Annotated in this window: 23 protein-coding genes; 2 read left to right on the top strand and 21 right to left on the bottom strand. The window is 66.0% G+C overall.

Going from position 1 to position 23350, the window contains the following annotated elements; genetic code table 11:
* Positions 1 to 63: 63 nt before the first annotated feature.
* From ACTJLD_RS33990 to ndk, 13 genes are all read right to left on the bottom strand, one after another.
* Entirely contained in the window at positions 64 to 255 is a 192-nt protein-coding gene (locus ACTJLD_RS33990; protein ID WP_011352254.1) for a DUF2065 domain-containing protein, read from the bottom strand.
* A gap of 36 nt (positions 256 to 291) precedes the next feature.
* Positions 292 to 1191, bottom strand: coding sequence for a protease modulator HflC (hflC, locus tag ACTJLD_RS33995; RefSeq protein WP_027787241.1), 900 nt, complete (start codon positions 1189 to 1191; stop codon positions 292 to 294).
* A gap of 15 nt (positions 1192 to 1206) precedes the next feature.
* Entirely contained in the window at positions 1207 to 2547 is a 1341-nt protein-coding gene (hflK, locus tag ACTJLD_RS34000) for an FtsH protease activity modulator HflK (protein ID WP_440660893.1), read from the bottom strand.
* Between the two features lie 47 nt (positions 2548 to 2594).
* Positions 2595 to 3770 carry a GTPase HflX gene (hflX, locus tag ACTJLD_RS34005; RefSeq protein WP_027787240.1) on the bottom strand — a complete coding sequence of 392 codons (1176 nt, stop codon included), beginning with the start codon at positions 3768 to 3770 and terminating at the stop codon, positions 2595 to 2597.
* A gap of 72 nt (positions 3771 to 3842) precedes the next feature.
* A complete protein-coding gene (gene hfq, locus ACTJLD_RS34010; protein WP_006399927.1) occupies positions 3843 to 4082 on the bottom strand; it encodes an RNA chaperone Hfq in 240 nt (79 codons plus the stop codon).
* A 155-nt stretch (positions 4083 to 4237) separates the two neighbouring features.
* Positions 4238 to 5575 carry a ribosome biogenesis GTPase Der gene (der, locus tag ACTJLD_RS34015; protein ID WP_027787239.1) on the bottom strand — a complete coding sequence of 446 codons (1338 nt, stop codon included), beginning with the start codon at positions 5573 to 5575 and terminating at the stop codon, positions 4238 to 4240.
* A gap of 247 nt (positions 5576 to 5822) precedes the next feature.
* Positions 5823 to 6968 carry an outer membrane protein assembly factor BamB gene (bamB, locus tag ACTJLD_RS34020; protein WP_027787238.1) on the bottom strand — a complete coding sequence of 382 codons (1146 nt, stop codon included), beginning with the start codon at positions 6966 to 6968 and terminating at the stop codon, positions 5823 to 5825.
* Positions 6969 to 7009: 41 nt separating this feature from the next.
* Complete coding sequence (locus tag ACTJLD_RS34025) at positions 7010 to 7639, bottom strand: tetratricopeptide repeat protein (protein WP_027787237.1); 630 nt, start codon at positions 7637 to 7639, stop codon at positions 7010 to 7012.
* 55 nt (positions 7640 to 7694) lie between these two features.
* A complete protein-coding gene (hisS, locus tag ACTJLD_RS34030) occupies positions 7695 to 9035 on the bottom strand; it encodes a histidine--tRNA ligase (protein ID WP_027787236.1) in 1341 nt (446 codons plus the stop codon).
* A 16-nt stretch (positions 9036 to 9051) separates the two neighbouring features.
* The gene (ispG, locus tag ACTJLD_RS34035) at positions 9052 to 10356 is read right to left on the bottom strand and encodes a flavodoxin-dependent (E)-4-hydroxy-3-methylbut-2-enyl-diphosphate synthase (protein ID WP_027787235.1); all 1305 of its coding nucleotides are present in this window, start codon (positions 10354 to 10356) and stop codon (positions 9052 to 9054) included.
* A 112-nt stretch (positions 10357 to 10468) separates the two neighbouring features.
* Complete coding sequence (locus ACTJLD_RS34040; protein ID WP_440660896.1) at positions 10469 to 11497, bottom strand: helix-turn-helix domain-containing protein; 1029 nt, start codon at positions 11495 to 11497, stop codon at positions 10469 to 10471.
* A 165-nt stretch (positions 11498 to 11662) separates the two neighbouring features.
* Positions 11663 to 12802, bottom strand: coding sequence for a 23S rRNA (adenine(2503)-C(2))-methyltransferase RlmN (gene rlmN / locus ACTJLD_RS34045; RefSeq protein ID WP_027787233.1), 1140 nt, complete (start codon positions 12800 to 12802; stop codon positions 11663 to 11665).
* Positions 12803 to 12857: 55 nt separating this feature from the next.
* Positions 12858 to 13283, bottom strand: a complete 426-nt coding sequence (ndk, locus tag ACTJLD_RS34050; protein ID WP_011352265.1) for a nucleoside-diphosphate kinase — start codon at positions 13281 to 13283, stop codon at positions 12858 to 12860.
* 249 nt (positions 13284 to 13532) lie between these two features.
* Here ndk and ACTJLD_RS34055 point away from each other — a divergent pair, with 249 nt between their 5' ends.
* Positions 13533 to 14231 carry a Bax inhibitor-1/YccA family protein gene (locus ACTJLD_RS34055; RefSeq protein WP_006761414.1) on the top strand — a complete coding sequence of 233 codons (699 nt, stop codon included), beginning with the start codon at positions 13533 to 13535 and terminating at the stop codon, positions 14229 to 14231.
* Positions 14232 to 14296: 65 nt separating this feature from the next.
* Here ACTJLD_RS34055 and rlmD read toward each other — a convergent pair whose 3' ends face one another.
* Positions 14297 to 15751, bottom strand: coding sequence for a 23S rRNA (uracil(1939)-C(5))-methyltransferase RlmD (gene rlmD / locus ACTJLD_RS34060; protein ID WP_034195763.1), 1455 nt, complete (start codon positions 15749 to 15751; stop codon positions 14297 to 14299).
* Positions 15752 to 15902: 151 nt separating this feature from the next.
* Between rlmD and ACTJLD_RS34065 the strand changes: the two genes are divergently transcribed.
* Positions 15903 to 16757: an endonuclease/exonuclease/phosphatase family protein gene (locus ACTJLD_RS34065; protein WP_440660899.1), complete on the top strand. Its 855-nt coding sequence runs from the start codon at positions 15903 to 15905 to the stop codon at positions 16755 to 16757.
* A 30-nt stretch (positions 16758 to 16787) separates the two neighbouring features.
* Here ACTJLD_RS34065 and ACTJLD_RS34070 read toward each other — a convergent pair whose 3' ends face one another.
* The 7 genes from ACTJLD_RS34070 to recR all read right to left on the bottom strand — a co-directional run bounded on the left by ACTJLD_RS34070 (position 16788) and on the right by recR (position 23321).
* Positions 16788 to 17564: a 3'-5' exonuclease gene (locus ACTJLD_RS34070; RefSeq protein WP_021163110.1), complete on the bottom strand. Its 777-nt coding sequence runs from the start codon at positions 17562 to 17564 to the stop codon at positions 16788 to 16790.
* A gap of 3 nt (positions 17565 to 17567) precedes the next feature.
* Positions 17568 to 18656 (bottom strand): RNA polymerase sigma factor RpoS, encoded by a 1089-nt coding sequence (rpoS, locus tag ACTJLD_RS34075; protein ID WP_027787230.1) that lies wholly within the window; start codon positions 18654 to 18656, stop codon positions 17568 to 17570.
* A gap of 11 nt (positions 18657 to 18667) precedes the next feature.
* Entirely contained in the window at positions 18668 to 19552 is an 885-nt protein-coding gene (locus ACTJLD_RS34080) for a peptidoglycan DD-metalloendopeptidase family protein (protein ID WP_027787229.1), read from the bottom strand.
* Between the two features lie 5 nt (positions 19553 to 19557).
* The gene (locus ACTJLD_RS34085; protein WP_060311880.1) at positions 19558 to 20490 is read right to left on the bottom strand and encodes a protein-L-isoaspartate(D-aspartate) O-methyltransferase; all 933 of its coding nucleotides are present in this window, start codon (positions 20488 to 20490) and stop codon (positions 19558 to 19560) included.
* The gene (surE, locus tag ACTJLD_RS34090) at positions 20487 to 21248 is read right to left on the bottom strand and encodes a 5'/3'-nucleotidase SurE (RefSeq protein ID WP_440660902.1); all 762 of its coding nucleotides are present in this window, start codon (positions 21246 to 21248) and stop codon (positions 20487 to 20489) included. The genes ACTJLD_RS34085 and surE overlap by 4 nt, the downstream gene beginning before the upstream one ends.
* A gap of 222 nt (positions 21249 to 21470) precedes the next feature.
* Complete coding sequence (locus ACTJLD_RS34095; RefSeq protein WP_440660904.1) at positions 21471 to 22676, bottom strand: CaiB/BaiF CoA transferase family protein; 1206 nt, start codon at positions 22674 to 22676, stop codon at positions 21471 to 21473.
* A gap of 48 nt (positions 22677 to 22724) precedes the next feature.
* Positions 22725 to 23321, bottom strand: a complete 597-nt coding sequence (recR, locus tag ACTJLD_RS34100; protein WP_006478665.1) for a recombination mediator RecR — start codon at positions 23319 to 23321, stop codon at positions 22725 to 22727.
* Between the last annotated feature and the right edge of the window lie 29 nt (positions 23322 to 23350).

Here is a 23350-nt window from a genome sequence, read left to right on the forward strand (position 1 = left end):
CGCCGCGATGTGAATCGGAAATTCTAAATTCAGGCGGGACGGACGGCGGATGCGCCGCCCGGATCAGGTGGCGAGCAGCAGGAGTATGAGCCCGAGCACCATCACGATCAGCCCGCCGATCCGGATATGATGCGGCGGCCGCTCAGCTATTCTACGAAACGTGTCGCGCCAGGCGACGGGAAACACGAAGGGGAACGCCCCCTCGATGATCAGCATCAGCGCTACTGCGAGCAACAACGAGCCAGCCAGGTCCATGCGAGCGACGGCGCCGCTCGACGCGGCGCCCCAAGGTCAGTGTTTGCGGGGAGCAGCCGCCGCCGGTGCGGCACCGCCCGTCGGGCTGCGCATGAAGCGGAAGAACTCGCTGTCGGGATCGACGACGATGATGTCGTTGCGCTTGAACGTGTTCCGGTAAGCCTGCAGGCTCGCGTAGAACTGATAGAACTGCGGATCGCGGCCGAACGCATCTGCGGCGATCGTCGCAGCCTTCGCGTCGCCCTCGCCCTTGATCGTCTGCGCGGACTTGTACGCGTTCGCGAGCACGGCCTGCTGTTCGCGTTCGGCGTCGGCCTTGATCTGCTCGACGTCGGCCGCGCCTTGCGCTCGCACCTGCGCGGCCTGATCGCGCAGTGCGCCGATCATCCGCTGATAGACGGCGTCGGTTTGCGCGGCGGGCAAGTCGACGCGCGTCAGCTGGACGTCGACCACGTCGACGCCGAAACCGGACGCCTTTGCCTTCACTTCGTCGCGAGCCGCATCGGCGATCGCACGCTGGCCGCCGAGCGCATCGTCGAGCGCACGCTTGCCGAACGCGTCGCCGAGTGCGCCCTTCAGTGCGCCGGCCAGACGTTCGCTGGCTGCCGCCGGGTCGCCCCCCGTCGCCGTGAAATACTTCATCGGATCGCCGATCCGGTACTTCACCGCATAGGCAACGAGCAGATCGTGCTTGTCTTCCGTCGCCAGTTGCAGCGGATCCGACGACTCGAGCGATTGCAGCCGCGTGTCGATCAGCGTCGCCGTCTGCAGCGGCGGCGGCAATTTGAAATGGATGCCGGGCCCCGCCAGTTCGGGCTGGGCGCCGTCGCGCCCCGACAGCACGGCCGCATGGCGCGGATCGACGGTAAGGACTGTCGAGGATGCCGCGAAGGCAACGATCACGATTGCGACGACGAGCGCAATGATTCGGTTCATGTTCTGCGCTCCCCGTTACTTCAGATCGTCTTCGCGCGACCGGCTGCGAAACGCCTCGCGCGATCGCAGCACGTCGTTACCCGACGCTGCCGCGGCCGACGCCGCACTCGCGGGCGCCGCTGCCGCCGGCGCGACGGCCGCCGGAGCCGACGCCGCATCGGGTGCGGATGCCCCCGTGGACGCCGCGGCGTTTTGTCGCCCCTGCTCGACGAGCTTGTCGAGCGGCAGGTACACGACGCTGTTGCCGCCCTTGTTGCCGACGAACACCTTCGTCGAGTTCGAATAGATTTCCTGCATCGTCTCGAGATACATCCGCTCACGGATCACCGCAGGCGCCTTCGAGTACTGCGCATAGACCTGCTTGAAGCGGTCGGCATCGCCTTCGGCTTCCGTGACCACGCGATCGGCATACGCCTTTGCTTCGTCGACGAGCTTCGCGGCATCGCCCTGCGCCTTCGGCAGCAGGTCGTTTGCATACGCCTGCGCGGCGCGCTTCGCGGCCTCGCGCTCGTCGCGCGCCTTGGCGACTTCGCCGTACGCGACCTGCGTCTGCTCGGGCGCCGCAACGCTCTGCATCGTGACGGCCGTCACCTCGAGTCCCGACTGGTAGCGATCGAGATCGCGCTGGATCGTGGTGGAAAGCTGCTCGCGCAGCGCGTCGCGGTCCTGGTTCAGCACATCGGCCGCGCTGCGCGTACCGACGATCGCACGCACCGCGGCCTGCGCGGCCTGCGACACGCTGCGCTCCGGATCGACGCTGCGGAACAGGTAATCGGTCGCGGAACGGATCCGGTACTGGACGATGAAGCGCACGTCGACGATATCGGCATCGCGCGTCAGCATCGCGGCTTCCTTCACGTTCGCGAGGCGCACGACGTTGTTGCGGCCGATCTCGATCGAGCGGACCTGCGACGTGTCGACGATCTCGTGCGACGCGAACGGATACGGCGCGCGCCAGTGCACGCCCTGACCGACCGTACCCGACAGTTTGCCGAGCTGCAGCACGACGCCTGTCTGGCCTTCCTGCACGACGAACAGCCCGCTGCCCGCGTAGACCGCGACCAGCACGCCGATCACGATGCCTACGCCGACTCGCGCGGCCCGCCCGTTGTCAGGACGAAAACCGTTGCCGCCCTTGCCGCCGAAAAGGCCGTTCAGGCGCCGGTTGAAGTTGCGCCACATCTCGTCGAGATCGGGCGGACCATCGCCGTCGCCGCCTTGCGGACGCTTCGATTCGTTCGCACGGGGACGGGATCCGTCTTTGCCATTGCCTTCGCCGCGTCCCCAGCGGGGATCGTTGATCGACAGCAAGGCGCGCATCCGCCGCCAGGTACTCCGCTCGTTGTATTCGTTCACCAGAGTTTGTTCACCAGATTAGACGCCGGCGAACCGGCCGGGACCGGTTAGCGCCCGTGTTCGGAAATCGTGTGGTCTTCGTGTGGTTCAGCGGGGGCGCCGTCGAGCGCGCCGTCGGGTAACGTCGCGCCGGAAAGGTGTTCCGCGGAGGCGATTTCGGCGATGGCGGCACGCAACGCGTCAAGACCCTGACCGGTGCGCGCGCTCAAAAAGACGCGCGAAATATTACCATACTCGTCCCGCTCGACCGCGTCGCCGCGGGCCGCCAGCTCAGGCACGGCGTCGATCTTGTTGAACACCAGTACCTGCCGGATCGTGTCCGCGCCGATCTCGTGCAGCACGCCGTTGACCTGCTCGATCTGTTCGAGCCTGACCGCGCTCGATGCATCGACCACGTGCAGCAGCAGATCCGCGTGAATCGTTTCCTCGAGGGTCGCGCGGAATGCGGCGACCAGTTGGTGAGGCAACTCGCGGATGAACCCGACCGTATCCGACACGACGATCTGGCCGACCTCGTCGCCGAGATACACGCGCCGCGACGTGGTGTCGAGCGTGGCGAACAGCTGGTCGGCCGCATAGGCCTGCGCTTTCGTCAGCGCATTGAACAGCGTCGACTTGCCCGCGTTCGTATAGCCGACCAGCGACACCGACATCGTGCCGCTGCGCGCGCGTTGCCGGCGTTGCGTGCTGTGTTGCCGGCGCAGCCGGTCCAGCCGCGACTTCAGCATCTTGATGCGCTCGCCGATCAGCCGGCGGTCGGTTTCGAGCTGGGTTTCGCCAGGGCCGCGCAGGCCGATACCACCCTTCTGCCGTTCGAGGTGGGTCCACGCGCGAATGAGTCGCGTCGACAGGTACTGGAGCTGCGCGAGCTCGACCTGCAGCTTGCCTTCGTGGCTACGGGCGCGCTGCGCGAAGATGTCGAGGATGAGGCTGGTGCGATCGACCACACGCCTGTTAAGTGCCTGCTCCAGATTACGTTGCTGGGCCGGCGCCAATGCGTGATTGAAGATGACGATTTCGACGTTGTGCGCGTCGCAGGCGAGCCGGAGTTCTTCGGCTTTGCCGCTGCCGATGAACATCTTGGCATCGGGACTGGAGCGACGACCCGTGAGGGTGACGGCGGGACGGGCCCCCGCACTGGAGGCGAGAAGACTGAGTTCTTCGAGACTGGCTTCGAAATCGGTCTTGCCGAAATCGATGCCGACGAGCGCTGCGTTGATCAAATTTTCAGGTGTCAAGATAAGGCGGCTGGCATCGGTCGCTCGCGGCGACCGGATGCCGGCCGCTGCGATAGGTTAGGACGAGGCTTCCGCGTCCGGGTGGAAATTCACCGGGCGCGCCGGCACGACCGTCGAGATGGCGTGCTTGTACACCATCTGGGTCACCGTATTACGGAGCAACACGACGTACTGGTCGAACGATTCAATGTTCCCTTGAAGCTTGATGCCATTGACGAGGTAGATCGAAACGGGAACGTGCTCTTTGCGCAGTGCGTTCAAAAACGGGTCTTGTAACAATTGCCCTTTGTTGCTCATGGCGTACTCCATCTTTTTTTGCAGGTTGATCTGGATTGGCGGCGAAGAAAAAGAGATCCGGCGCCAATCGCTACACTATAGCCGATTTTGCCTGGCCCACCCGGGGCATAGGCCGTGCGGCCTACCCCTTGTGTAACGCGTGTAACAGGCGTGCTTCAGCTCTTGTCCGCGTACGGATTGTTCGACGAACGGAACTCTATGCGCAATGGAGTCCCTGTCAGTGAGAAAGTTTCGCGGAACCGGTTTTCCAGGTAACGCTTGTACGTTTCCGTCACGGCGTCGAGCGCGTTGCCGTGGATGACGATGATCGGCGGATTCTGGCCGCCCTGGTGCGCGTAGCGCAGCTTCGGACGCACCGGGCCGCGACGGCGCGGCTGCTGGAACTCGACTGCCTCGATCAGCGCGCGCGTGAGCTTCGGCGTCGGCAGCTTCGCCATTGCCGCCGCGTACGCGTCGTCGACCGAGCGCATCAGCGTGCCGATGCCGGTCTTCTTCGTGGCAGAAATGAAGTGCGATTTCGCGAAGTCGAGGAATTTCAGCTTGCGGGTCAAATCCGCTTTCGCCCGATCGCGCGCATGCTCGTCGAGCCCGTCCCACTTGTTGACGCCGATCACGAGCGCGCGACCCTGTTCGACGACGAAGCCGGCGATGTGCGCGTCCTGGTCGGAAATGTCCTGCTGTGCATCCAGCAGAAGAATGACGACGTTCGCGTCGGAGATCGATTGCAGGGTCTTCACGACCGAGAACTTTTCGATCGCCTCGAACACCTTGCCGCGGCGTCGCAGGCCGGCCGTGTCGATCAGCGTGTATTTCTTGCCGTTACGCTCGAAGTCGACGTAGATCGAATCGCGCGTCGTGCCCGGCATGTCGAACGCGATCACGCGATCCTCGCCGATCAGCGCGTTGACGAGCGTCGACTTGCCGACGTTCGGGCGGCCGACGATCGCGATCTTGATGCCGCGCGACGGATCGTTGTCGTCCTCTTCCGCCGGCCGGTCCGCGTACGCGACCTCCAGCGCCTCGTTGATCATGTCGGTCACGCCGTCGCCGTGCGCGGCCGAGATCGCGCGCGGATCGCCGAGCCCGAGCTCGTAGAAGTCGGTCGCGACCGCCGTGTACTTCATCCCCTCGGCCTTGTTGACGACCAGGAAGATCGGCCGGCCGGTCTTGCGCAGGTAGTCGGCGATCGACTTGTCCTGCGGCGCAAGCCCGTTGCGGCCGTCGACGATGAACACGACGACGTCGGCTTCCTCGACGGCCTGCCGCGTCTGGCGCGCCATCTCGTGCAGGATGCCGTCCTTCGCGACGGGCTCGAAGCCGCCCGTATCGACGACCAGGTACGGCCGCTCGCCGACGCGCCCTTCGCCGTAATGGCGATCGCGCGTCAGGCCGGGCAAGTCGGCGACCAGCGCATCACGCGAACGCGTGAGCCGGTTGAACAGCGTGGATTTCCCCACATTGGGGCGCCCAACGAGGGCAATGACCGGTTTCATCTGTGTTTTCTACGGTGAAGCGCAGCAGCGGGAGGCCCGCTGCTGCGGGCGGCTGCGCTGAATGAAAATATCACGAATTCGCGCCGCGCCGGATGCGCGCGCCTGGCGCGCGATGCGCGCCGTCGTCTTTCGTCTCGAACTGCCTTTCAAATACCGAGCGGCCGGGAGCACCGGCCGCCTTCAAGTCGCGCGACCACGGCGCGCGGGACAAGCCCGTCGCGCCGCGGTCGCGCATGTTTCCTGCGCGTCAGCGCGGACGGAATCCGTACAGGCCGCCGTCCTTCGTCTGCACGACGAGCGTATTGCCCGCGAGGACCGGCGCCGCCGTGATCGCGCTGCCGTCGGTCTTCATCCGCGCGATGAAGCTGCCGTCTTCGCGCGACAGGAAGTGCACGAAGCCCTTGTAATCGCCCATCACGACCGCGTGCCCGAGCAGGTACGGCACACCGACGTCGCGGCTCTTCAGTTTGTCGTTGCGCCAGAGCTGGTTGCCCGAAGCGGCATCGTACGCGGTCACGACCGACCAGTCGTCGCCGCCGGCAACGACCGAGTCGTCCTGCGCGAGGCCGCTGCGGCTCGAGAACGGCTTTTCCCACAGCGGGCGCCCCGAGTTCGCATCGAAGCAGCCGAGCTGACCCTGGAACGTCACCGCGCAGGCTTCCGCGCCCACGAGCGTCGGCGGGCCGCTGACGTCGTTGATGCGCTCGACCTCGGTCACGCCCTTCGGGAACGACACCGGCGTCTGCCAGAACGGCTCGCCCGTCTGCAGATTGATTGCGACCAGCCCGCCGCCGGGGAAACCCGCCAGCACCGCCGCGTCACCGGCGAACGTCATGCCGGCCGACACACGCAGGTTCAGCGGCACCGCGCGGTTGCGGTAGTTCCACTTCTGCTCGCCCGTCTGCGCGTTGAACGCAACCACCTGGCCGTCGATCGTGCGGACGATCACCAGGCCGTTGCCGACGAGCGGCGGCGAGAAGATCTCGCCCTGCACGCTGGTCTTCCACAGTTGCTTGCCGTCCGGGCCCAGCACGAACACGCCGCCCTTCAGCGCGCCGACCGCGGTCAGATTGCCGTCACTGCCGACACCGGCCGACAGGTCGGAGCCGACCTTCGCGCGCCAGACCGTCTGGCCCGTCTTCGCGTCGATCTTCTCGACCGAACCGTTTTCGCCCGCCGCATAGACGGCGTCGCCCACGGCCACCGGCGAGAACAGGTAACGCCCGCCCTTGCCGACGCTCGCCTTCCAGACCTGTTGCACGTCCATCACGGGCTTGAACTCGGTGAGCGGCGTCGGCACGCGGCGCGCGTCCTTCGACGACGAGCAGGCCGCCAATGCGAGGACAGCCGCCGCGCAGGCAACGGGCACAGCGTAACGTTTCAGCAAATTCATCGGTTAGCGAAGCAGAGTTAAGAGGTTGAGGGGACCGGGGTTCAGCCGCCGAGCGCGTCCAGCTTGAACTGCACGAGCTGGCGGGCAGACTGGTCGTCCTTCGACAGGCCGTCGAGCGCGAGCTTGTATGCGGCGCGCGCGTCGTCGGTCTTGCCTTGCGCGGCAAGCAGATCGCCGCGGCGATCGGCCACGAGGCCCTTGAATGCATCGACCGGCGTACCCGACAGCAGCGCGAGGCCCGCGTCGTACGCCTTTTCGTCGAGCAGCAGCGACGCGAGGCGCAGCTTCGCGATCTGCTTGTACTCGTCATCCTTGGCGTGATCGACGGCCCATTGCAGCTGCGCCTTCGCACCTGCCGTGTCACCGGCCGCGTACAGCGTCTTCGCGGCGGAAAGTGCCGTCATCTGTGCATACGGCGTGCTGCCGAACTTGTCTTCCATGTCGGCGGCCGCGCGGGCCATCGTCGCCTTGTCGTTCGCGGCGGCAGCCTTCTGGACCTGTTCGTACAGCCCGGACGCCTCGGCAGCCTGACGGCGCTGCCAGTAGTTCCAGCCATTGAAACCGGCCGCGACGACGAGCGCCGCGAGCACGATCCACGTGGTGAGGTTGCCCCAGCGGGCCCACCACGCCTTCAGACTTTCAATCGATTCTTGTTCGTCGTGATAACTCATCGGCGAGCGATTCCTTCCTGTTCAGGCCTTTCTTGTCGAGCGGATGCCAGCGCGATCAGTCGTCGCCGTCTTCGGCGGATGCAACCATCGCATTGATTAGGAATTCGGTCAAGCCTTCGACCGGTACGGTCTGCTGAACGTTCTTTTCCCCGTCTCCGCCCGCACCGCGCAGCGCCTTCACGCCCACCGTACCGTTCGCGACCTCCTCTTCGCCGAAGATCACCGCGAACGCGGCGCCACTGGCGTCGGCCCGTTTCATTTGCGACTTGAAGCTCGCCGGCGCGCCGTCCGCGCTGCAGTGGAAGATCACGTCGAGGCCCGTATCGCGCAGGCGCTCGGCCGCGATGAACGCCTGTTCGCGCGCGGTCTCGCCCTGGTGCACGACGTACACGTCGACGCCTTCCTGCTCGGGCGCGAGATCTTCTTCCTTCAGCAGTTCGAGGATCCGCTCGATGCCCATCGCCCAGCCGCACGCCGCGGTCGGCTTGCCGCCGAGCTGCTCGATCAGCGGATCGTAGCGGCCGCCGGCCGCGACCGTGCCCTGCGCGCCGAGCTTGTCGGTCACCCACTCGAACACGGTCAGGTTGTAATAGTCGAGACCACGCACGAGACGCGGGTTGATCTTGAACGGGATGTTGTTCGCGAGCAGCAGGCGCTGCAGCCCTTCGAAGTGTGCGCGCGATTCTTCGCCGAGGAAGTCGATCAGCTTCGGCGCGTTCTGCGCGATTTCCTGCAGCGCGGGATTCTTCGTGTCGAGCACGCGCAGCGGGTTCGTATACAGACGGCGCTTCGCATCCTCGTCGAGCACGTCGGCGAACTGCTCGAGGTACTTGATCAGTTCGACGCGGTGCGCGGCACGCTCTTCGGCGAGGCCGAGCGAGTTGATCTCGAGCTTGATGCCGGTCAGGCCGAGGTCATCCCACAGGCGCTGGCACATCATGATGATCTCGGCATCCGCATCGGGGCCCGCGAAGCCGAGCGCCTCGACGCCGACCTGGTGGAACTGGCGATAGCGGCCGCGCTGCGGACGCTCGTGACGGAACATCGGGCCGATGTACCACAGGCGCTTCGGGCCGTCGTACAGCATGTTGTGCTCGATCGACGCGCGCACCACGGCCGCGGTATTTTCCGGGCGCATCGTCAGGTTCTCGCCGTTCAGCGCGTCGGTGAAGCTGTACATCTCCTTCTCGACGATGTCCGTGACCTCGCCGATACCGCGCGTGAAGAGCTGCGTGTGCTCGACGATCGGCGTGCGGATGTTCTGGTAGCCGTATGCGCGCAGCAGCGATTTCACGGTGGCTTCGAAGAACTCCCAAAGTCCGGCATCCTGCGGGAGGATGTCGTTCATGCCCTTGACGCCGGTGAGCTTCTCGATCTTGCGTTTTTGTTCAGTCATCGTGTGTGTGGACGAATTAGTTCAGGGCCTCGGTACGGCCGTAATTGCGTGCGACGTAGTCGCTGACGATCTGCTGGAATTCCTCGGCGATCCGCTCGCCGCGCAGCGTCTTGACCTTCTCGCCGTCGATGAAGACGGGCGCGGCCGGGTTCTCGCCCGAACCCGGCAGGCTGATGCCGATGTTTGCGTGCTTCGATTCGCCCGGGCCGTTGACGATGCAACCCATCACCGCGACATTCATCTTCTCGACGCCCGGATACTCCTTGCGCCAGACCGGCATCTGTTCGCGCAGGTAGGTCTGGATCTGCATCGCGAGCTCCTGGAACAGCGTGCTCGTCGTACGACCGCAGCCCGGGCACGCGATCACCATCGGTGCGAACGAGCGCAGGCCCATCGTCTGGAGGATTTCCTGGCCGACGATCACCTCGCCCGTGCGCGATGCGCCCGGTTCCGGCGTCAGCGAGATGCGGATCGTGTCGCCGATCCCTTCCTGCAGCAGCACGCCGAGTGCAGCCGTCGAAGCCACGATGCCCTTCGAGCCCATGCCGGCCTCGGTCAGCCCGAGGTGCAGCGCGAAGCCGCAGCGGCGGCCGAGTTCGCGGTACACGGCAATCAGGTCCTGCACGCCGCTGACCTTGCACGACAGCACGATACGGTCGCGGCCGAGGCCCAGTTCGACCGCGCGCTCGGCCGAGCCGATCGCCGACTGGATCAGCGCCTCGTACATCACGCTCTGCGCATCCCACGGCTGCGAACGCGCACCGTTCTCGTCCATCATGCGCGCGAGCAGATCCTGGTCGAGACTGCCCCAGTTCACGCCGATCCGTACCGGCTTGTCGTACTTGGCCGCGGCCTCGATCATCTGCGCGAACTGCGTATCGCGCTTCGCGCCCTGGCCGACGTTGCCCGGGTTGATCCGGTACTTCGACAGCGACTCGGCGCAGCCCGGGTAGTCACGCAGCAGCAGGTGGCCGTTGTAGTGGAAATCGCCGACAAGCGGCACGGTCACGCCCATGCGGTCGAGCTGCTCGCGGATCGCCGGCACGGCGGCCGCGGCCTCGGGCGTGTTGACCGTGATGCGCACCAGTTCAGAGCCTGCGTTCGCGAGTTCCTTGATCTGGATTGCCGTGCCGATCGCGTCGGCCGTGTCGGTATTCGTCATCGACTGCACGCGCACCGGCGCGTCGCCGCCGATCGTCACGAGCTGCCCGCCCCAGCGGACATCCACCGCATGCGATACGCGGCGCGGCTGATGCCCGCCGAACACCGGCTCGGTTGAACAAATCTGACTGCTGCGTGGGGATTGAGCTTCGGATTGCATCGATAGATCCATTTACGCGGAATGCGCCGCGACGCGGCGCATGAATTGAAAAAGCGCCGTGCCCTCACGGCCTGCCGATATCGACGACAGGCCTTCGCCACGGCGCTTGACGTCAGGGCAACGTGAACCGCGCCACGTTACCCCGCGCTGCCGAATATTTTGCCGGATCGACGAGTTTTCCGTCGAACGCAACGGTGTCGAGGCCCGCCTTGTTGCCGATCGTGACCTTGAACGGGCCGTCGCCCGCGACCTGCTTCGCCTCGCCGCCGCGTACCAGCCCGGAGAACAGCTCCTTGCCGCTCTTGTCGCGCACGCTGAACCAGCTGTCCTGCTTGACCTTCAGTTCGACCATCGACTGGCCGGCCGCGACTGCGACGCTCGCCGGCTGAGCCGGCGCGGCAGCGCTTGCCGCCGTCGTCGCCACGACAGGCTGCGATGCGGCGGCCGTCACGGCCGGCGCCACCGGCGCGGGCGCCGGAGCTGCCGACGCAATAACCGGTGCCGGCGCAGCAGATGCAGCAGCCGGGGCCGGAACCTCATTCGCGACCACGGCAGCCGCCCCGCTCGAGGCCGCTTCTTCGACGGTTGACGAGGATGCCGCCGCCGGCACGCTCGCGGCCGACGCATGCTCCGCGTCGCCGCTCTTGAAACGCGCGAGCAGGCTCGACGAATCGCCGCCAGTGTGCCACATCAGTACGGCGACCACCGCGACGACGACGATCGCCGTGCCCCACAGCCACGGATGATGCCGCGACGATCCGCCCAGCGGAATCGATACGCGGCCGCGCGGCAGATCCGTCCCCGACGACGCGGGCATCGACAGGTCGACTTCCGGCACACCGCGCTCACGGCGCAACGCCTGCGCGAACGGTTCCGGATCGACGCCGAGCATCTTCGCGTAGCTGCGTACGACGCCGAGTGCAAACGTCACGCCGGGCAAATGACTGATGTCACCCGCCTCGAGCGCCCGGAGCTTCTGCGGTGCGACCTTGAGTCGCGCCGACACGTCGTCGACGGTCCACCCTCTTGCCTCCCGAAGCTGCGCCAGTCGGCTGCCGACCGCCGCAAGCGATTCCAACCCTGCCGGTGCCGGCTTCGCGCCATTCGTCTCTGCGCCGTTAGACGGCTGCGGCTCACTCATCCTTGTCCTCGCGTCGATTCTTCTTCACTGGCGGCCGCCACCGGTTCCCGCCGGCCGGCACCCGCAACTGTCCATACCATGCGCGACGCCGTGGCGCCGCGACCGATCGCTATTCGCGTGTTGTACCACCCCAAAGGCGCTGGCATCCCCGGCCAGGCGCCCCTGTCAAATCGCCCGAACCTCGATGATTTTCCCTGCTGCGCCCGTTCGTTCCGCGAGGCGCGTGCGATCCTTCACTGCGCCGGCCAGCTGGCCGCACGCGGCATCGATGTCATCGCCGCGCGTCTTGCGCACGGTCGTGACGACACCCGCGTCGATGAGGACCTGTGCAAAGCGCTTGATCTGCTCCGGTTTCGAGCGGATGAGGCCCGATTCCGGAAACGGATTGAACGGGATCAGATTGAACTTGCACGGCACGTCGCGCGTGACGGCCAGCAGTTCGCGTGCATGCGCTTCGGTGTCGTTGACGCCGTCCAGCATGCAGTATTCGAAAGTAATGAAGTCGCGCGGCGCGACTTTCAGGTAGCGCTGGCAAGCCGCCATCAGCTCGCGCAGCGGATACTTCTTGTTGAGCGGCACCAGCTCGTCGCGCAGCGCATCGTTGGGCGCGTGCAGCGAAACGGCCAGCGCGACCGGCAACTCGGCGCCAAGGCGGTCCATCATCGGCACCACGCCGGACGTGGACAGCGTGACGCGGCGGCGCGACAGGCCGTACGCGTTGTCGTCGAGCATCAGCCGCATGGCCGGCACGACCGCGCTGTAATTCAGCAGCGGTTCGCCCATGCCCATCATCACCACGTTGGTGACGACCCGCTCGGCCTTGCCGTTCGGGCCGGGTGCGCGACCCAGCGACGCTCGCAATGCAAATTCGGCCATCCGTAGCTGGCCAATGATTTCGGCTGTCGACAGGTTGCGGGAAAAGCCCTGCTTGCCCGTCGAACAGAAGCGGCAGTTCACCGCACACCCGGCCTGCGACGACACGCACAGCGTGCCGCGCGTCTCTTCCGGGATGAACACGGTTTCGACCGCATTGCCGTTTCCGACGTCGATCAGCCACTTGCGCGTGCCGTCGGTGGAAACGTGATCGCTGGCGATCTCGGGCATGACGATCGACGCGCGGCCCTTGAGTTTCTCTCTCAAGGACTTCGCAAGATCGGTCATGCCGTCGAAATCGCCAGCGTTGTACTGGTGGATCCAGCGCTGCAACTGCTTGGCGCGGAACGGCTTCTCACCGAGGCTGCCGCAGTACGCGACAAGACCCTCGGCATCGAAGTCGAGAAGATTGACGGAAGTTTCGCTCGTCATGATGTGCTGCCTTGCCGCGTGCGCTGAATCCTGCCTACTTGCTGCCAGCCAGGGCTTAGCGCGAGTAAACGTTCATTTCCGGGAAGAAGAACGCGACTTCGACCGCTGCCGTTTCCGCAGCGTCCGAGCCGTGCACGGCGTTCGCGTCGATGCTGTCTGCGAAGTCGGCGCGGATCGTGCCCTTTTCCGCCTTCTTCGGATCCGTTGCGCCCATCAGGTCGCGGTTCTTCAGGATCGCGCCTTCACCTTCCAGAACCTGGATCATCACCGGGCCCGAGATCATGAAATCGACGAGGTCCTTGAAGAACGGACGCGCTGCGTGAACCGCGTAGAACTTCTCTGCGTCAGCACGCGACAGATGTGCCATGCGCGATGCGACGATCTTCAGGCCGGCGCCTTCGAAACGGCTGTAGATCTGGCCGATCACGTTCTTTGCCACCGCATCCGGCTTGATGATCGACAGGGTGCGCTCGATTGCCATAAAAACTCCAAGAAATTAAGAAGTTACAGGTTCAAATGAATCCGCTATTGTAGCACGATCCCGTGTATCATTGCGATTGAACCCTTACACGCATGAAAGGTTCAGAATCCATATGTTTTGTGCCGCCCGGCCATTGAAACCTCCCGGCACGGAACGTATCTTAGCCATAGCTGCTCCGGTTTGCTGCGCCGCACACCGCGCGCGCCGAACCGGCCCCGGACGCCCACGCGTTCAATGTTAGGAGAAACCATGAACGACTATCCGTACAATTTCGGCCGCGGCGGTTCCGTCAGCACCGCCGAGGTTCGCAACCGCGTGCTGCGGAACACGTACTGGCTGCTCGCGCTGTCGATGGTGCCGACCGTGCTGGGCGCCTGGGTCGGCGTCGCGACGGGCTTCTCGCTGTTCGCGGCCACGAGCCCGATGATGAGCCTGCTCGCGTTCTTCGCGATCGCGTTTGGCTTCATGTTCGCGATCGAGCGGACGAAAAACAGCGCGGCCGGCGTGTTCGTGCTGCTCGGCTTCACGTTCTTCATGGGCCTGATGCTGTCGCGGCTGCTGAGCTTCATCCTCGGCTTCTCGAACGGCCCGTCGCTGATCATGCTTGCGTTCGGCGGCACCGGCATCATCTTTGCTGCGATGGCGACGATCGCCACCGTCAGCAAGCGTGATTTCTCGGGGCTCGGCAAGTGGCTGTTCATGGGCGTGATCGTCATCCTGCTTGCATCGGTCGCGAACATCTTCCTGCAACTCCCGGCGCTGATGCTCACCGTGTCGGTACTCGCGATCGCGATCTTCTCCGCCTACATGCTGTTCGACGTCCAGCGCGTCGTGAACGGCGGCGAGACGAATTACATCTCGGCGACGCTCGCGATCTACCTCGACCTGTACAACGTGTTCACGAACCTGCTCGCGCTGCTCGGCATCTTCGGCGGCAACCGCAACTGACGTTCGCCACGCATCATGAAAAAACCGGCCCGCGGGCCGGTTTTTTTACGTCCGCCGCCCGGAACTCAGTCGCGCTCGAACAGTGCGATCGATTCGACGTGCGACGTATTCGGGAACATGTTCACGACACCGGCGCCCTTCAGGCGGTAGCCGGCCTCGTGCACGAGCAGGCCCGCGTCGCGCGCCAGCGTCGACGGGTTGCACGACACATAGACGATGCGCTTCGGCAGCGGGCCTTCACCGCTCTGCGCGATCTCGGCCAGCGCCTTCGATACCGCGAGCGCGCCTTCGCGCGGCGGGTCGATCAGGAACTTGTCGAATGCGCCGAGCGCACGGATGTCGTCACCCGTCACTTCGAACAGGTTCCGGCACGCGAACGTCGTGTGACCGTCGACACCGTTTTCGCGCGCATTCGCCAGTGCGCGCGTCGTCAGCGTGTCGCTGCCCTCGATGCCCATCACCTCGCGCGACAGCCGCGCGAGCGGCAGCGTGAAGTTGCCGATCCCGCAGAACAGGTCGAGCACGCGATCGTCGCGCGACGGCGCGAGCAGGCGCAACGCGCGGCCCACCAGTACGCGGTTGATCTGATGATTGACCTGCGTGAAGTCGGTCGGCTTGAACGGCATGCGGATACCGAATTCCGGCAACGTGTAATCGAGCGACACGTCGAGCGGATAGAACGGCGTCACCGTATCGGGGCCCTTCGGCTGCAGCCAGAACTGCACCTTGTGCTCGTCCGCGAACGCGCGCAGCAGCGCTTCGTCGTCCGTGTTGATCGGTTCCAGCACACGCAGCACGAGCGCCGTGACTTCCGAGCCGACCGCGAGCTCGATTTGCGGCATCCGATCGCGAATCGACAGCCCCTCGACGAGCCGGCGCAGCGGCACCAGCATCGCCGACACGTGCGGCGGCAGCACTTCGCAGCTCGTCATGTCGGCCACGTAGCTGCTCTTCTTCTCGTGGAATCCGACCAGCACGCCGCCCTTCTTCGCAACGTTGCGCACGGTCAGGCGTGCGCGGTAGCGATAGCCCCACGACGGGCCGTGGATCGGCGCGAACATCGTTTCCGCGCGCAGCTTCGCCAGGTGCCACAGGTTGTCTTCGAGCACGCGCTGCTTGACCGCCACCTGTGCGCGCATGTCGAGATGCTGCATCGAGCAGCCACCGCAGGTGCCGAAGAACGCGCATTTCGGCTTCGTACGCATCACGCTCGGGCGCAGAATGTCGACAACCGTCGCCTGCTCGTAGCTCGGCTTGCGGCGGAAGCTCGAATAGGTCACGCGCTCACCCGGCAGCGCGCCCTCGACGAAGATGACCTTGCCCGGCTCGCCGTCCTCGGTAATCGTGCGGCCGACACCGCGCGCTTCCATGTCGAGCGATTCGATCTCGAGAACCGGGGCGATTCCGGGCGCGACGGGCGCATTTCTTGATTTGCGCGCAGAAGTGGGGACGGCTTCGGACACCAGCTTTTCCTGACAAACGTTGAAGAAGGCGAGATTGTAGACGACGAAGGCCCGCATCGCCCGCTTTGCATGAGGCAGGCGTCCATACTTGAGCATAGACCGCACGGCATTGCGCCGGAATGCCCAGGCACGCAACACGCCCGGGCGGGCGCTGCGAAGCCGAGCGGGTGCCCCCGGGCCTGGAATCCGCCCGGCAGGAGTTTCGACCATGCGACTGATCGACTGGAACATCCAATGGGGTCGGGACGCGGACGGCGTCGTCGATCTTTCGCGCACCGTCGCCGCGATCCGCGGGCTCGGCAACTTCGACGTGCTGTGCCTGCAGGAGGTCACGCGCGGCTTCGGCGCATTGCCCGGCCGGCCCGGCGCCGACCAGTTCGCCGAACTCGCGGCGCTGCTGCCCGGCCATACGATCGTCGAAGCGATCGGTGCCGACCTGCCGCCGATCGAAGCCGGCGCACCGCGTCGCCAGTTCGGCAATGCGATCGCGACCCGGCTGCCGGTCGGGCGCGTGCTCCGCCAGTTGCTGCCGTGGCCGGCCGACGCCGGTGCGCCGTCGATGCCGCGCATCGCGCTCGACGTCGAGCTGCAGGCGCCCTTCGGGCCGCTGCGCGTGGTCACCACGCATCTGGAATACTATTCGGCGCGCCAGCGGCTCGCTCAGGTCGACGCACTGCGCGACCGGCACCGCGAGGCCTGCGCACACGCGGCACGACCAGCGCCCGCCGAAACCGCCGCAGGCCCGTTCAGCACGACCGGCCAGCCGTGCGATGCGATCGTCTGCGGCGATTTCAACAGCGCGTTCGGCAGCGATGCCTATTGTCGATTCCTGGCGCCGATCGCAGACGCGCCCCGCTTCGTCGATGCATGGGTTGCCCGGCACCCCGGCCGCACGCCGCCACCGACGGCGGGCGTCTACGATACGGTGCAATGGTCGGAGGGGCCGCTCGCGTGCGATTTCGTATTCGTGACCGATACGCTGCTGCCGCACGTGATGCGCTGCGAAATCGACGGCGACGTCCGCGCATCGGATCACCAGCCGGTGCTGCTCGAACTCGATTGATCGTGCCGGCCTCGGCGCACCCCGCCTGCGCTACGCGGTGAAGCCGGCGAGGTATTCGGCCCAGTGCGACGCCGGCTCCTGCGCAAGCGAGTTCTTCACGAGCAGGATCTCGTCCGCATATTCGCTCGGCGTCAGGCCGCCGCGCATCAACTGGAACCGGCAATACAGCAGGTAGGTATTGACGACGTCGGTTTCGCAATAGTTGCGGATTTCCTCGATCCGCCCGTCCAGGAACGCCGGCCACACCTGGCTGCCGTCCATCCCGAGCTTGCCCGGAAAGCCGCACATCTTCGCGAGTGCGTCGAGCGGCGCGTTCGCGCGCGCCTGATACATCGCGAGCACATCCATCAGGTCGGTATGCCGCGAGTGATAGCGCGAGATGTAGTTGTTCCACTTGAATTCGCGGTCGTCCTCGCCGAGATCCCAGTAGCGGGTCGCGGGAATGCCGTGCACGAGCGCGCGGTAATGGAGCACCGGCAGATCGAAGCCACCGCCGTTCCACGACACGAGCTGCGGCGTGTATTTCTCGATCACGCGGTAGAACGACTGGATCAGCGTGGCTTCGTTGTCCTGCGGCGTGCCGAGCGAGCGTACGCGAAACCCGTTGTTGTCACGGAACACACACGAGATCGCCGCGATGCGCTGCAGGTGGTGCGGCAGGAAATCGCCACCGGTCTTCTCGCGGCGCGCGGCGAACGCATGTTCGGCCACCGCGGCATCGTCGAGCGTCGCGGGCAGGTCTTCCAGACGGCGAATGCCGTCGACATCGGGAATCGTCTCGATGTCAAAAACAAGAATCGGAGTCATCAGTTACAGAACGGCGTCCTTGCGCACGCCGTTGGAGGCGAAAAACCGCTTGAGGCGCACCAGCGCTTCCTGCTGGATCTGGCGCACGCGCTCGCGCGTGAGCCCCATCTCGTCGGCCAGCTCCTCGAGCGTCGCCGGTTCGATGTGATTCAGGCCGAAGCGGCGCTCGATCACGTGGCGGTGCTTGTCGGACAGCCGCGACAGCCACGCGCGAGTGAGCGTCTCGAGTTCGCGGTGCTGCACTTCGGCGTCGGGCGACTGGCTCTGGTCGTCGGGCAACAGGTCGAGCAGGCTGCTCGCGGGATCGAGGTCGAGCGGCGCGTCGAGCGACGCCGTGTGCTCGTTGAGCGCGAGGATGTCGGTGACTTCCTCGGCGGTCTTGCCGGTGAGATAGGCGATGTCGTCGATGCTGGCTTCGCGGCGCTCGGCCGCTTCGCCCGTCGACATCGAATTCTTTTCGAGGTGGCGCTTCGCGCGCAGCACCTGGTTCAGTTCGCGGATCACGTGCACGGGCAGGCGGACCGTGCGGGCCTGGTTCATGATCGCCCGCTCGATGCTCTGGCGGATCCACCATGTCGCGTAGGTCGAAAAACGGAAGCCGCGCGTCGGGTCGAATTTTTCGATCGCATGCATCAGGCCGAGGTTGCCTTCCTCGATCAGGTCGAGCAGTGGCACGCCACGGTTCAGGTATCCCTTCGCGATGCTGACGACGAGGCGCAGGTTGCGCTCGATCATCACCTGCCGCGCCTCGAATTCACCGGCCTTGGCCAGACGCGAATAGCGCTGCTCCTCCTCGACGGTGAGCAGCGGCTTCACGCTGATGCGGTTCAGGTAATGCTGGATCGTGTCGGCCGTCAGTTCGGCCTGCAGCAGCGTGCGGAAATCGTCGACGTCGGGCGACGCCTCGGCCCGGCCTTCGCGCTCGTCGTCGCCACCGTCCGCCTCGGCGTCGCGCGCCTCGAGATCGCGTTCGTTATCCGCGTTGTCGTCTTCGTCGTCCGTCGAAGCACCTGCTCGCCCCACCGATGCTTGCGTGGCACGACTGATCTTCTCAGACTCGGCTTGCGGCTCGTGGCGCTTCGATTTCGGCATGGTCGTCTCGGTTATTGAGGCGGCAAATACTTCAGCGGATCGACAGGCTTACCCTGCCGGCGAACCTCGAAATGCAGCATCACGCGGTCGGAGTCGCTGTTACCCATCTCGGCGATCTTCTGCCCCTTCGTCACCGCGTCCCCCTCTTTTACCATCAAAGCGCGATTGTGTGCATACGCCGTGAGGTAAGTTGCATCGTGTTTGATGATAATGAGGTTGCCGTAGCCACGCAGGCCATTGCCGGAATAGACGACGCGGCCATCGGCTGCCGCTTTCACGGCCTCGCCGGCCGTACCGCCGATATTGACGCCCTTGTTCTTCGCGTCGTCGAACCCGTTCAGCACGGGGCCGCGCGCCGGCCACGCAAACGTCACGGGGCCGCTCGGTGCAGCTGCCGTGTCGCTCGATGCGGCTGCCGCGGCGGGCGGCGGCGCGACCGACGACGTACCGGCGGCCGGCGTTGCCGGGCCGCTGCTGAGCGGCGCGGTAGCGACGGCGGCGCCCCCGATCGGCGCGGCGACCTGGGTGCCCGCGACAGCGGCACCGGCCTGCGGCGACACGCGCAGCAACTGGTCGACTTCGATCTGATTCGGGTTCGCCAGGTTGTTCCACGCGGCGATGTCGCGATAGTTCTGCCCGTTTTCGAGTGCGATCCGGTACAGCGTGTCGCCCGGCTTTACCCGGTAGTAACCCGGCGGCGCCGGCGGAAGCGGTACCGCGGGCTGCGCGGCGGCAGTCGTGCCGAGCGAACCGGAGCGATCGACGACGGGCGCGTTGTCGAGCCGCGTCGCACAGGCGGCCAGTAGCGTGGAGAACGCAGCTACGCAGATCGCGCGCTGGGCGAGCGTGAGCGGTTCCCTGGAACGGTTGTTTTGCATCGCGCGCAACATACTCATCGGTTTCAAATTACTCCGGATTTTAAAGGGACAAAGAAAACGCGATCAAGCCGTGACTCCCGCCATTGCGCGTGCGCGACGCGCTCGACGAGCGTGAGCACCTGGTGCTGCCCGCTCTGCGCGCCGACCGGCGCGACGAGGCGCCCGCCGATCGCGAGCTGCTCGAGCAGCGCCTGCGGCACGTCGAGCCCCGCCGCCGCGATCACGATCGCGTCGAACGGGGCCGCGGACGGCAGGCCGACACGCCCGTCGCCGTAGTGCAGACGGATGTTCGGCACGCGCAGCGGCCGCAGGTTCAGCTTCGCGCGCTCGTAGAGCGGCTTGATGCGTTCAATCGAATACACGTCGCGTGCCACGTGGCTCAGCACGGCGGCCTGATAGCCGCAGCCCGTGCCGATCTCGAGCACGCGCTCGAGCGTGCGGCCGGCCATCGCGAGCTCGATCATGCGCGCGACAACCGACGGCTTTGAAATGGTCTGCTGGTGGCCGATCGGCAGCGCGGAATCCTCGTAGGCCTGCGTCGCCAGCCCCGGATCCACGAACAGGTGGCGCGGCACCGCGGCCATCGCCTCCAGCACGCGCGCGTCGGTCACGCCGTTCGCGCGCAGCCGTTCGACCATCCGTTCGCGCACGCGTTCCGACGTGAGCGCGAACGCGCCGGCCGGCGCGACGCTCGGCGCGGCCGGCTTCGGCATCGCGGGCTTCAGCGCGGTCGGCTTCGGTGCAGTCGCGGGCTTCGCGGCGGGGGAACCGGGCATGGCCGTGCGCGCGGCGGCGGGTTTCACCGCAACCGGTTTCAGCACGGCCGCAGGCTTGTCGGCGGCCTTCGATGCCGCGACCGCCGCATGGCGTTCGCCGGCCCGACCTTCCGACTTGCGTGGCGCTCGCTTGAGATCTTCGAGCGCGAGCGGGAACCGCTTCGCGCGCTCGCCGCTCATGAAGCCCGCCCTCCGGCGCGCGCCCATTCACGCGTCGCGGGCAGCATCTGCGTATGAGTGAGGTCCAGCTGCAGCGGCGTGATCGAGACGAAACCGTTTGCCACCGCGTGAAAATCGGTGCCTTCGCTGGCGTCCAGCGCTTCGCCCGCCGCGCCGATCCAGTAGATCGGTTCGCCGCGCGGGTCGGTCTGGCGAATCACCGGCTGCGACGGATGACGTTTGCCGAGACGCGTGACTTTCCAGCCTTTCAGTTCGTCGTAAGACAGGTTCGGAATATTGACGTTCAACAGCGGCTGCCCCGGCAGCGGATGCGCGAGGGAGTGCTCGACGATCTCCGCGGCGACGCGCGCGGCGTCCGCGAGATGGGCCCAGCCCTTGTCGACCAGCGAGAACGCAATGGCCGGCACGCCGAACATGATGCCTTCGGTGGCGGCCGCAACTGTCCCCGAATAGAGCGTGTCTTCGCCCATGTTCTGGCCGTTGTTGATCCCGGAAACGACGAGGTCCGGCCTGGCGTCGGCCATCCCTGTCAACGCGACGTGCACCGAATCGGTCGGCGTGCCGTTCACGTAGAAGAAACCCGTACTCGCTGCGCGCTGCACCGACAGCGGCCGCGACAACGTGAGGGAATTCGACGCGCCGCTGCAGTTCTGCTCGGGCGCGATCACCGTGAGTTCGGCAAGCGGCCGCAGCGCGTCGCTGAGCGCGGCGAGACCGGGGGCGAGATAGCCGTCGTCGTTGCTGAGTAGGATTCGCATCCGGCGATTGTAACCGAGGAAAGATGGCGCGAGAGCGACAGTCCGGCGACTGCGGAAGGACGGTTGCGGGCGACCGTACACGCTGCACCGCCGCGTTGCGCGGCGGCGTTCTGCGGGTTCAGGAAAACGCCTCGCCGCCCCGGGTTTTCCAGCACCAACGGCGCTCGCTTGCGGAATGTGCCCTTCGGGGAGCCCGGCGCGAGGCGACAGGCCCAGGGGCGTTCAGATCGTACCCGCGTCGCGCAGTGCGGCAATCGCCTGCGCATCGTAGCCGAGGCCGCGCAGCACCTCGTCGGTATGCTCGCCGAGTTCAGGCCCGAGCCAGCGCGTTTCGCCCGGCGTGTCCGACAGCTTCGGCGTGATGTTCGGCAACGGAATGTCGGTGCCGTCGGCCAGCTTGAAGCGCTGGATCATCTGCCGCGCGACGAACTGCGGATCGGTGAACATGTCAGCGGCGCTGTAGATGCGCCCGGCAGGCACATCGGCCGCGTTGAGCACGACGAGCGCTTCATCGATCGTGCGCGGCGCGAGCCATGCGGCAATCGCGTCGTCGATCTCCTGCGTGCGCGGCACGCGCCCGTCGTTTTGCGCGAGTGCGGGATCGTCGGCGAGGTCGTCGCGCTCGATCGCCTTCATCAGTCGCTTGAAGATCGGGTCGCTGTTGCCGCCGATCACGATACTGCCGTCGCGGCATGCATACGTGTTCGACGGCACGATACCCGGCAGCGACGCGCCGGTGCGCTCGCGCACCATCCCGTACACGCCGTATTCGGGCACCACGCTTTCCATCATGTTGAAGACGGCTTCATACAGTGCAACGTCGACCACCTGCCCCGCGCCGCCGTTGACCTTGCGGTGATGCAATGCCATCAGCGCGCCGATCACGCCATGCAGCGCGGCGATCGAATCGCCGATGGAGATGCCGATGCGCGGCGGCGGCAGGTCGGGATATCCGGTGATGTGGCGCAGCCCGCCCATCGATTCGGCAATCGCGCCGAAACCGGGCCGGTCGCGGTACGGGCCCGTCTGCCCGTAGCCGGACAGGCGCACCATCACGAGGCCCGGGTTCTCGGCCGACAGCACGTCGTAGCCGAGCCCGAGCTTTTCCAGCAGGCCCGGGCGGAAATTCTCGATCACGATGTCGGCCTCGCGCGCGAGTTGCCGCGCGATCGCCTTGCCGGCGTCGGCCTTCAGGTTGAGCGTGACCGATTTCTTGTTGCGCGCCTGCACGGACCACCACAGCGACGTGCCGCCCTGCTCCGGATGGAGCTTGCGCCACTTGCGCAGCGGGTCGCCGCCGTTCGGATCCTCGATCTTGATCACTTCCGCGCCGAATTCGGCGAACAGCCGCGACGCGAACGGCCCCGCGATCAATGTTCCGAATTCGAGCACTTTGACGCCCGCGAGCGGGCCCTGGCTGGTGCTCATGTGTCTCCCTGGCATGAGGAACGGCGCCGCCGACCGGCGGCGCCCGGCTTACATCGTGCGGCGGTCGAGCATCGCGCGGGCGATGGTGCCCGCGTCGACATATTCGAGCTCGCCGCCCACCGGCACGCCACGCGCGAGGCGCGTGACCGCGAGCCCGCGCGCCTTCAGCGTCTGGCCGAGGTAGTGCGCGGTGGCCTCGCCCTCGTTCGTGAAGTTGGTCGCGAGCACGACCTCCTTGACGACCCCGTCGGACGCGCGCCGCACGAGGCGGTCGAAATGGATTTCCTTCGGGCCGATCCCGTCGAGCGGGCTCAACCGGCCCATCAGCACGAAATACAGCCCGCGGTAAGTCATCGTCTGCTCGAGCATGATCTGGTCGGCGGGCGTCTCGACGACGCACAGCAGCGTCGGATCACGCTCTTCGTCGCTGCAGACCTCGCAGATCTGCGCTTCGGTGAACGTATTGCACTTCTCGCAATGCTGCAGGTGCTCGGTCGCGAACAGCAGCGACCGGCCGAGCCGCTCCGCGCCCTCCCGATCGTGCTGCATCAGGTGGACCGCCATACGCTGGGCGGATTTCGGCCCGACACCGGGCAGCACGCGCAACGCTTCGACGAGAGCGGACAGGGCGGACGGCTGTTTCATACGGCGGCAAAAAGTGGCACGGACGCCGC

The sequence above is a fragment of the Burkholderia sp. 22088 genome, assembly GCF_052045915.1.
GTDB classification, from domain to species: Bacteria; Pseudomonadota; Gammaproteobacteria; order Burkholderiales; family Burkholderiaceae; genus Burkholderia; species Burkholderia cepacia.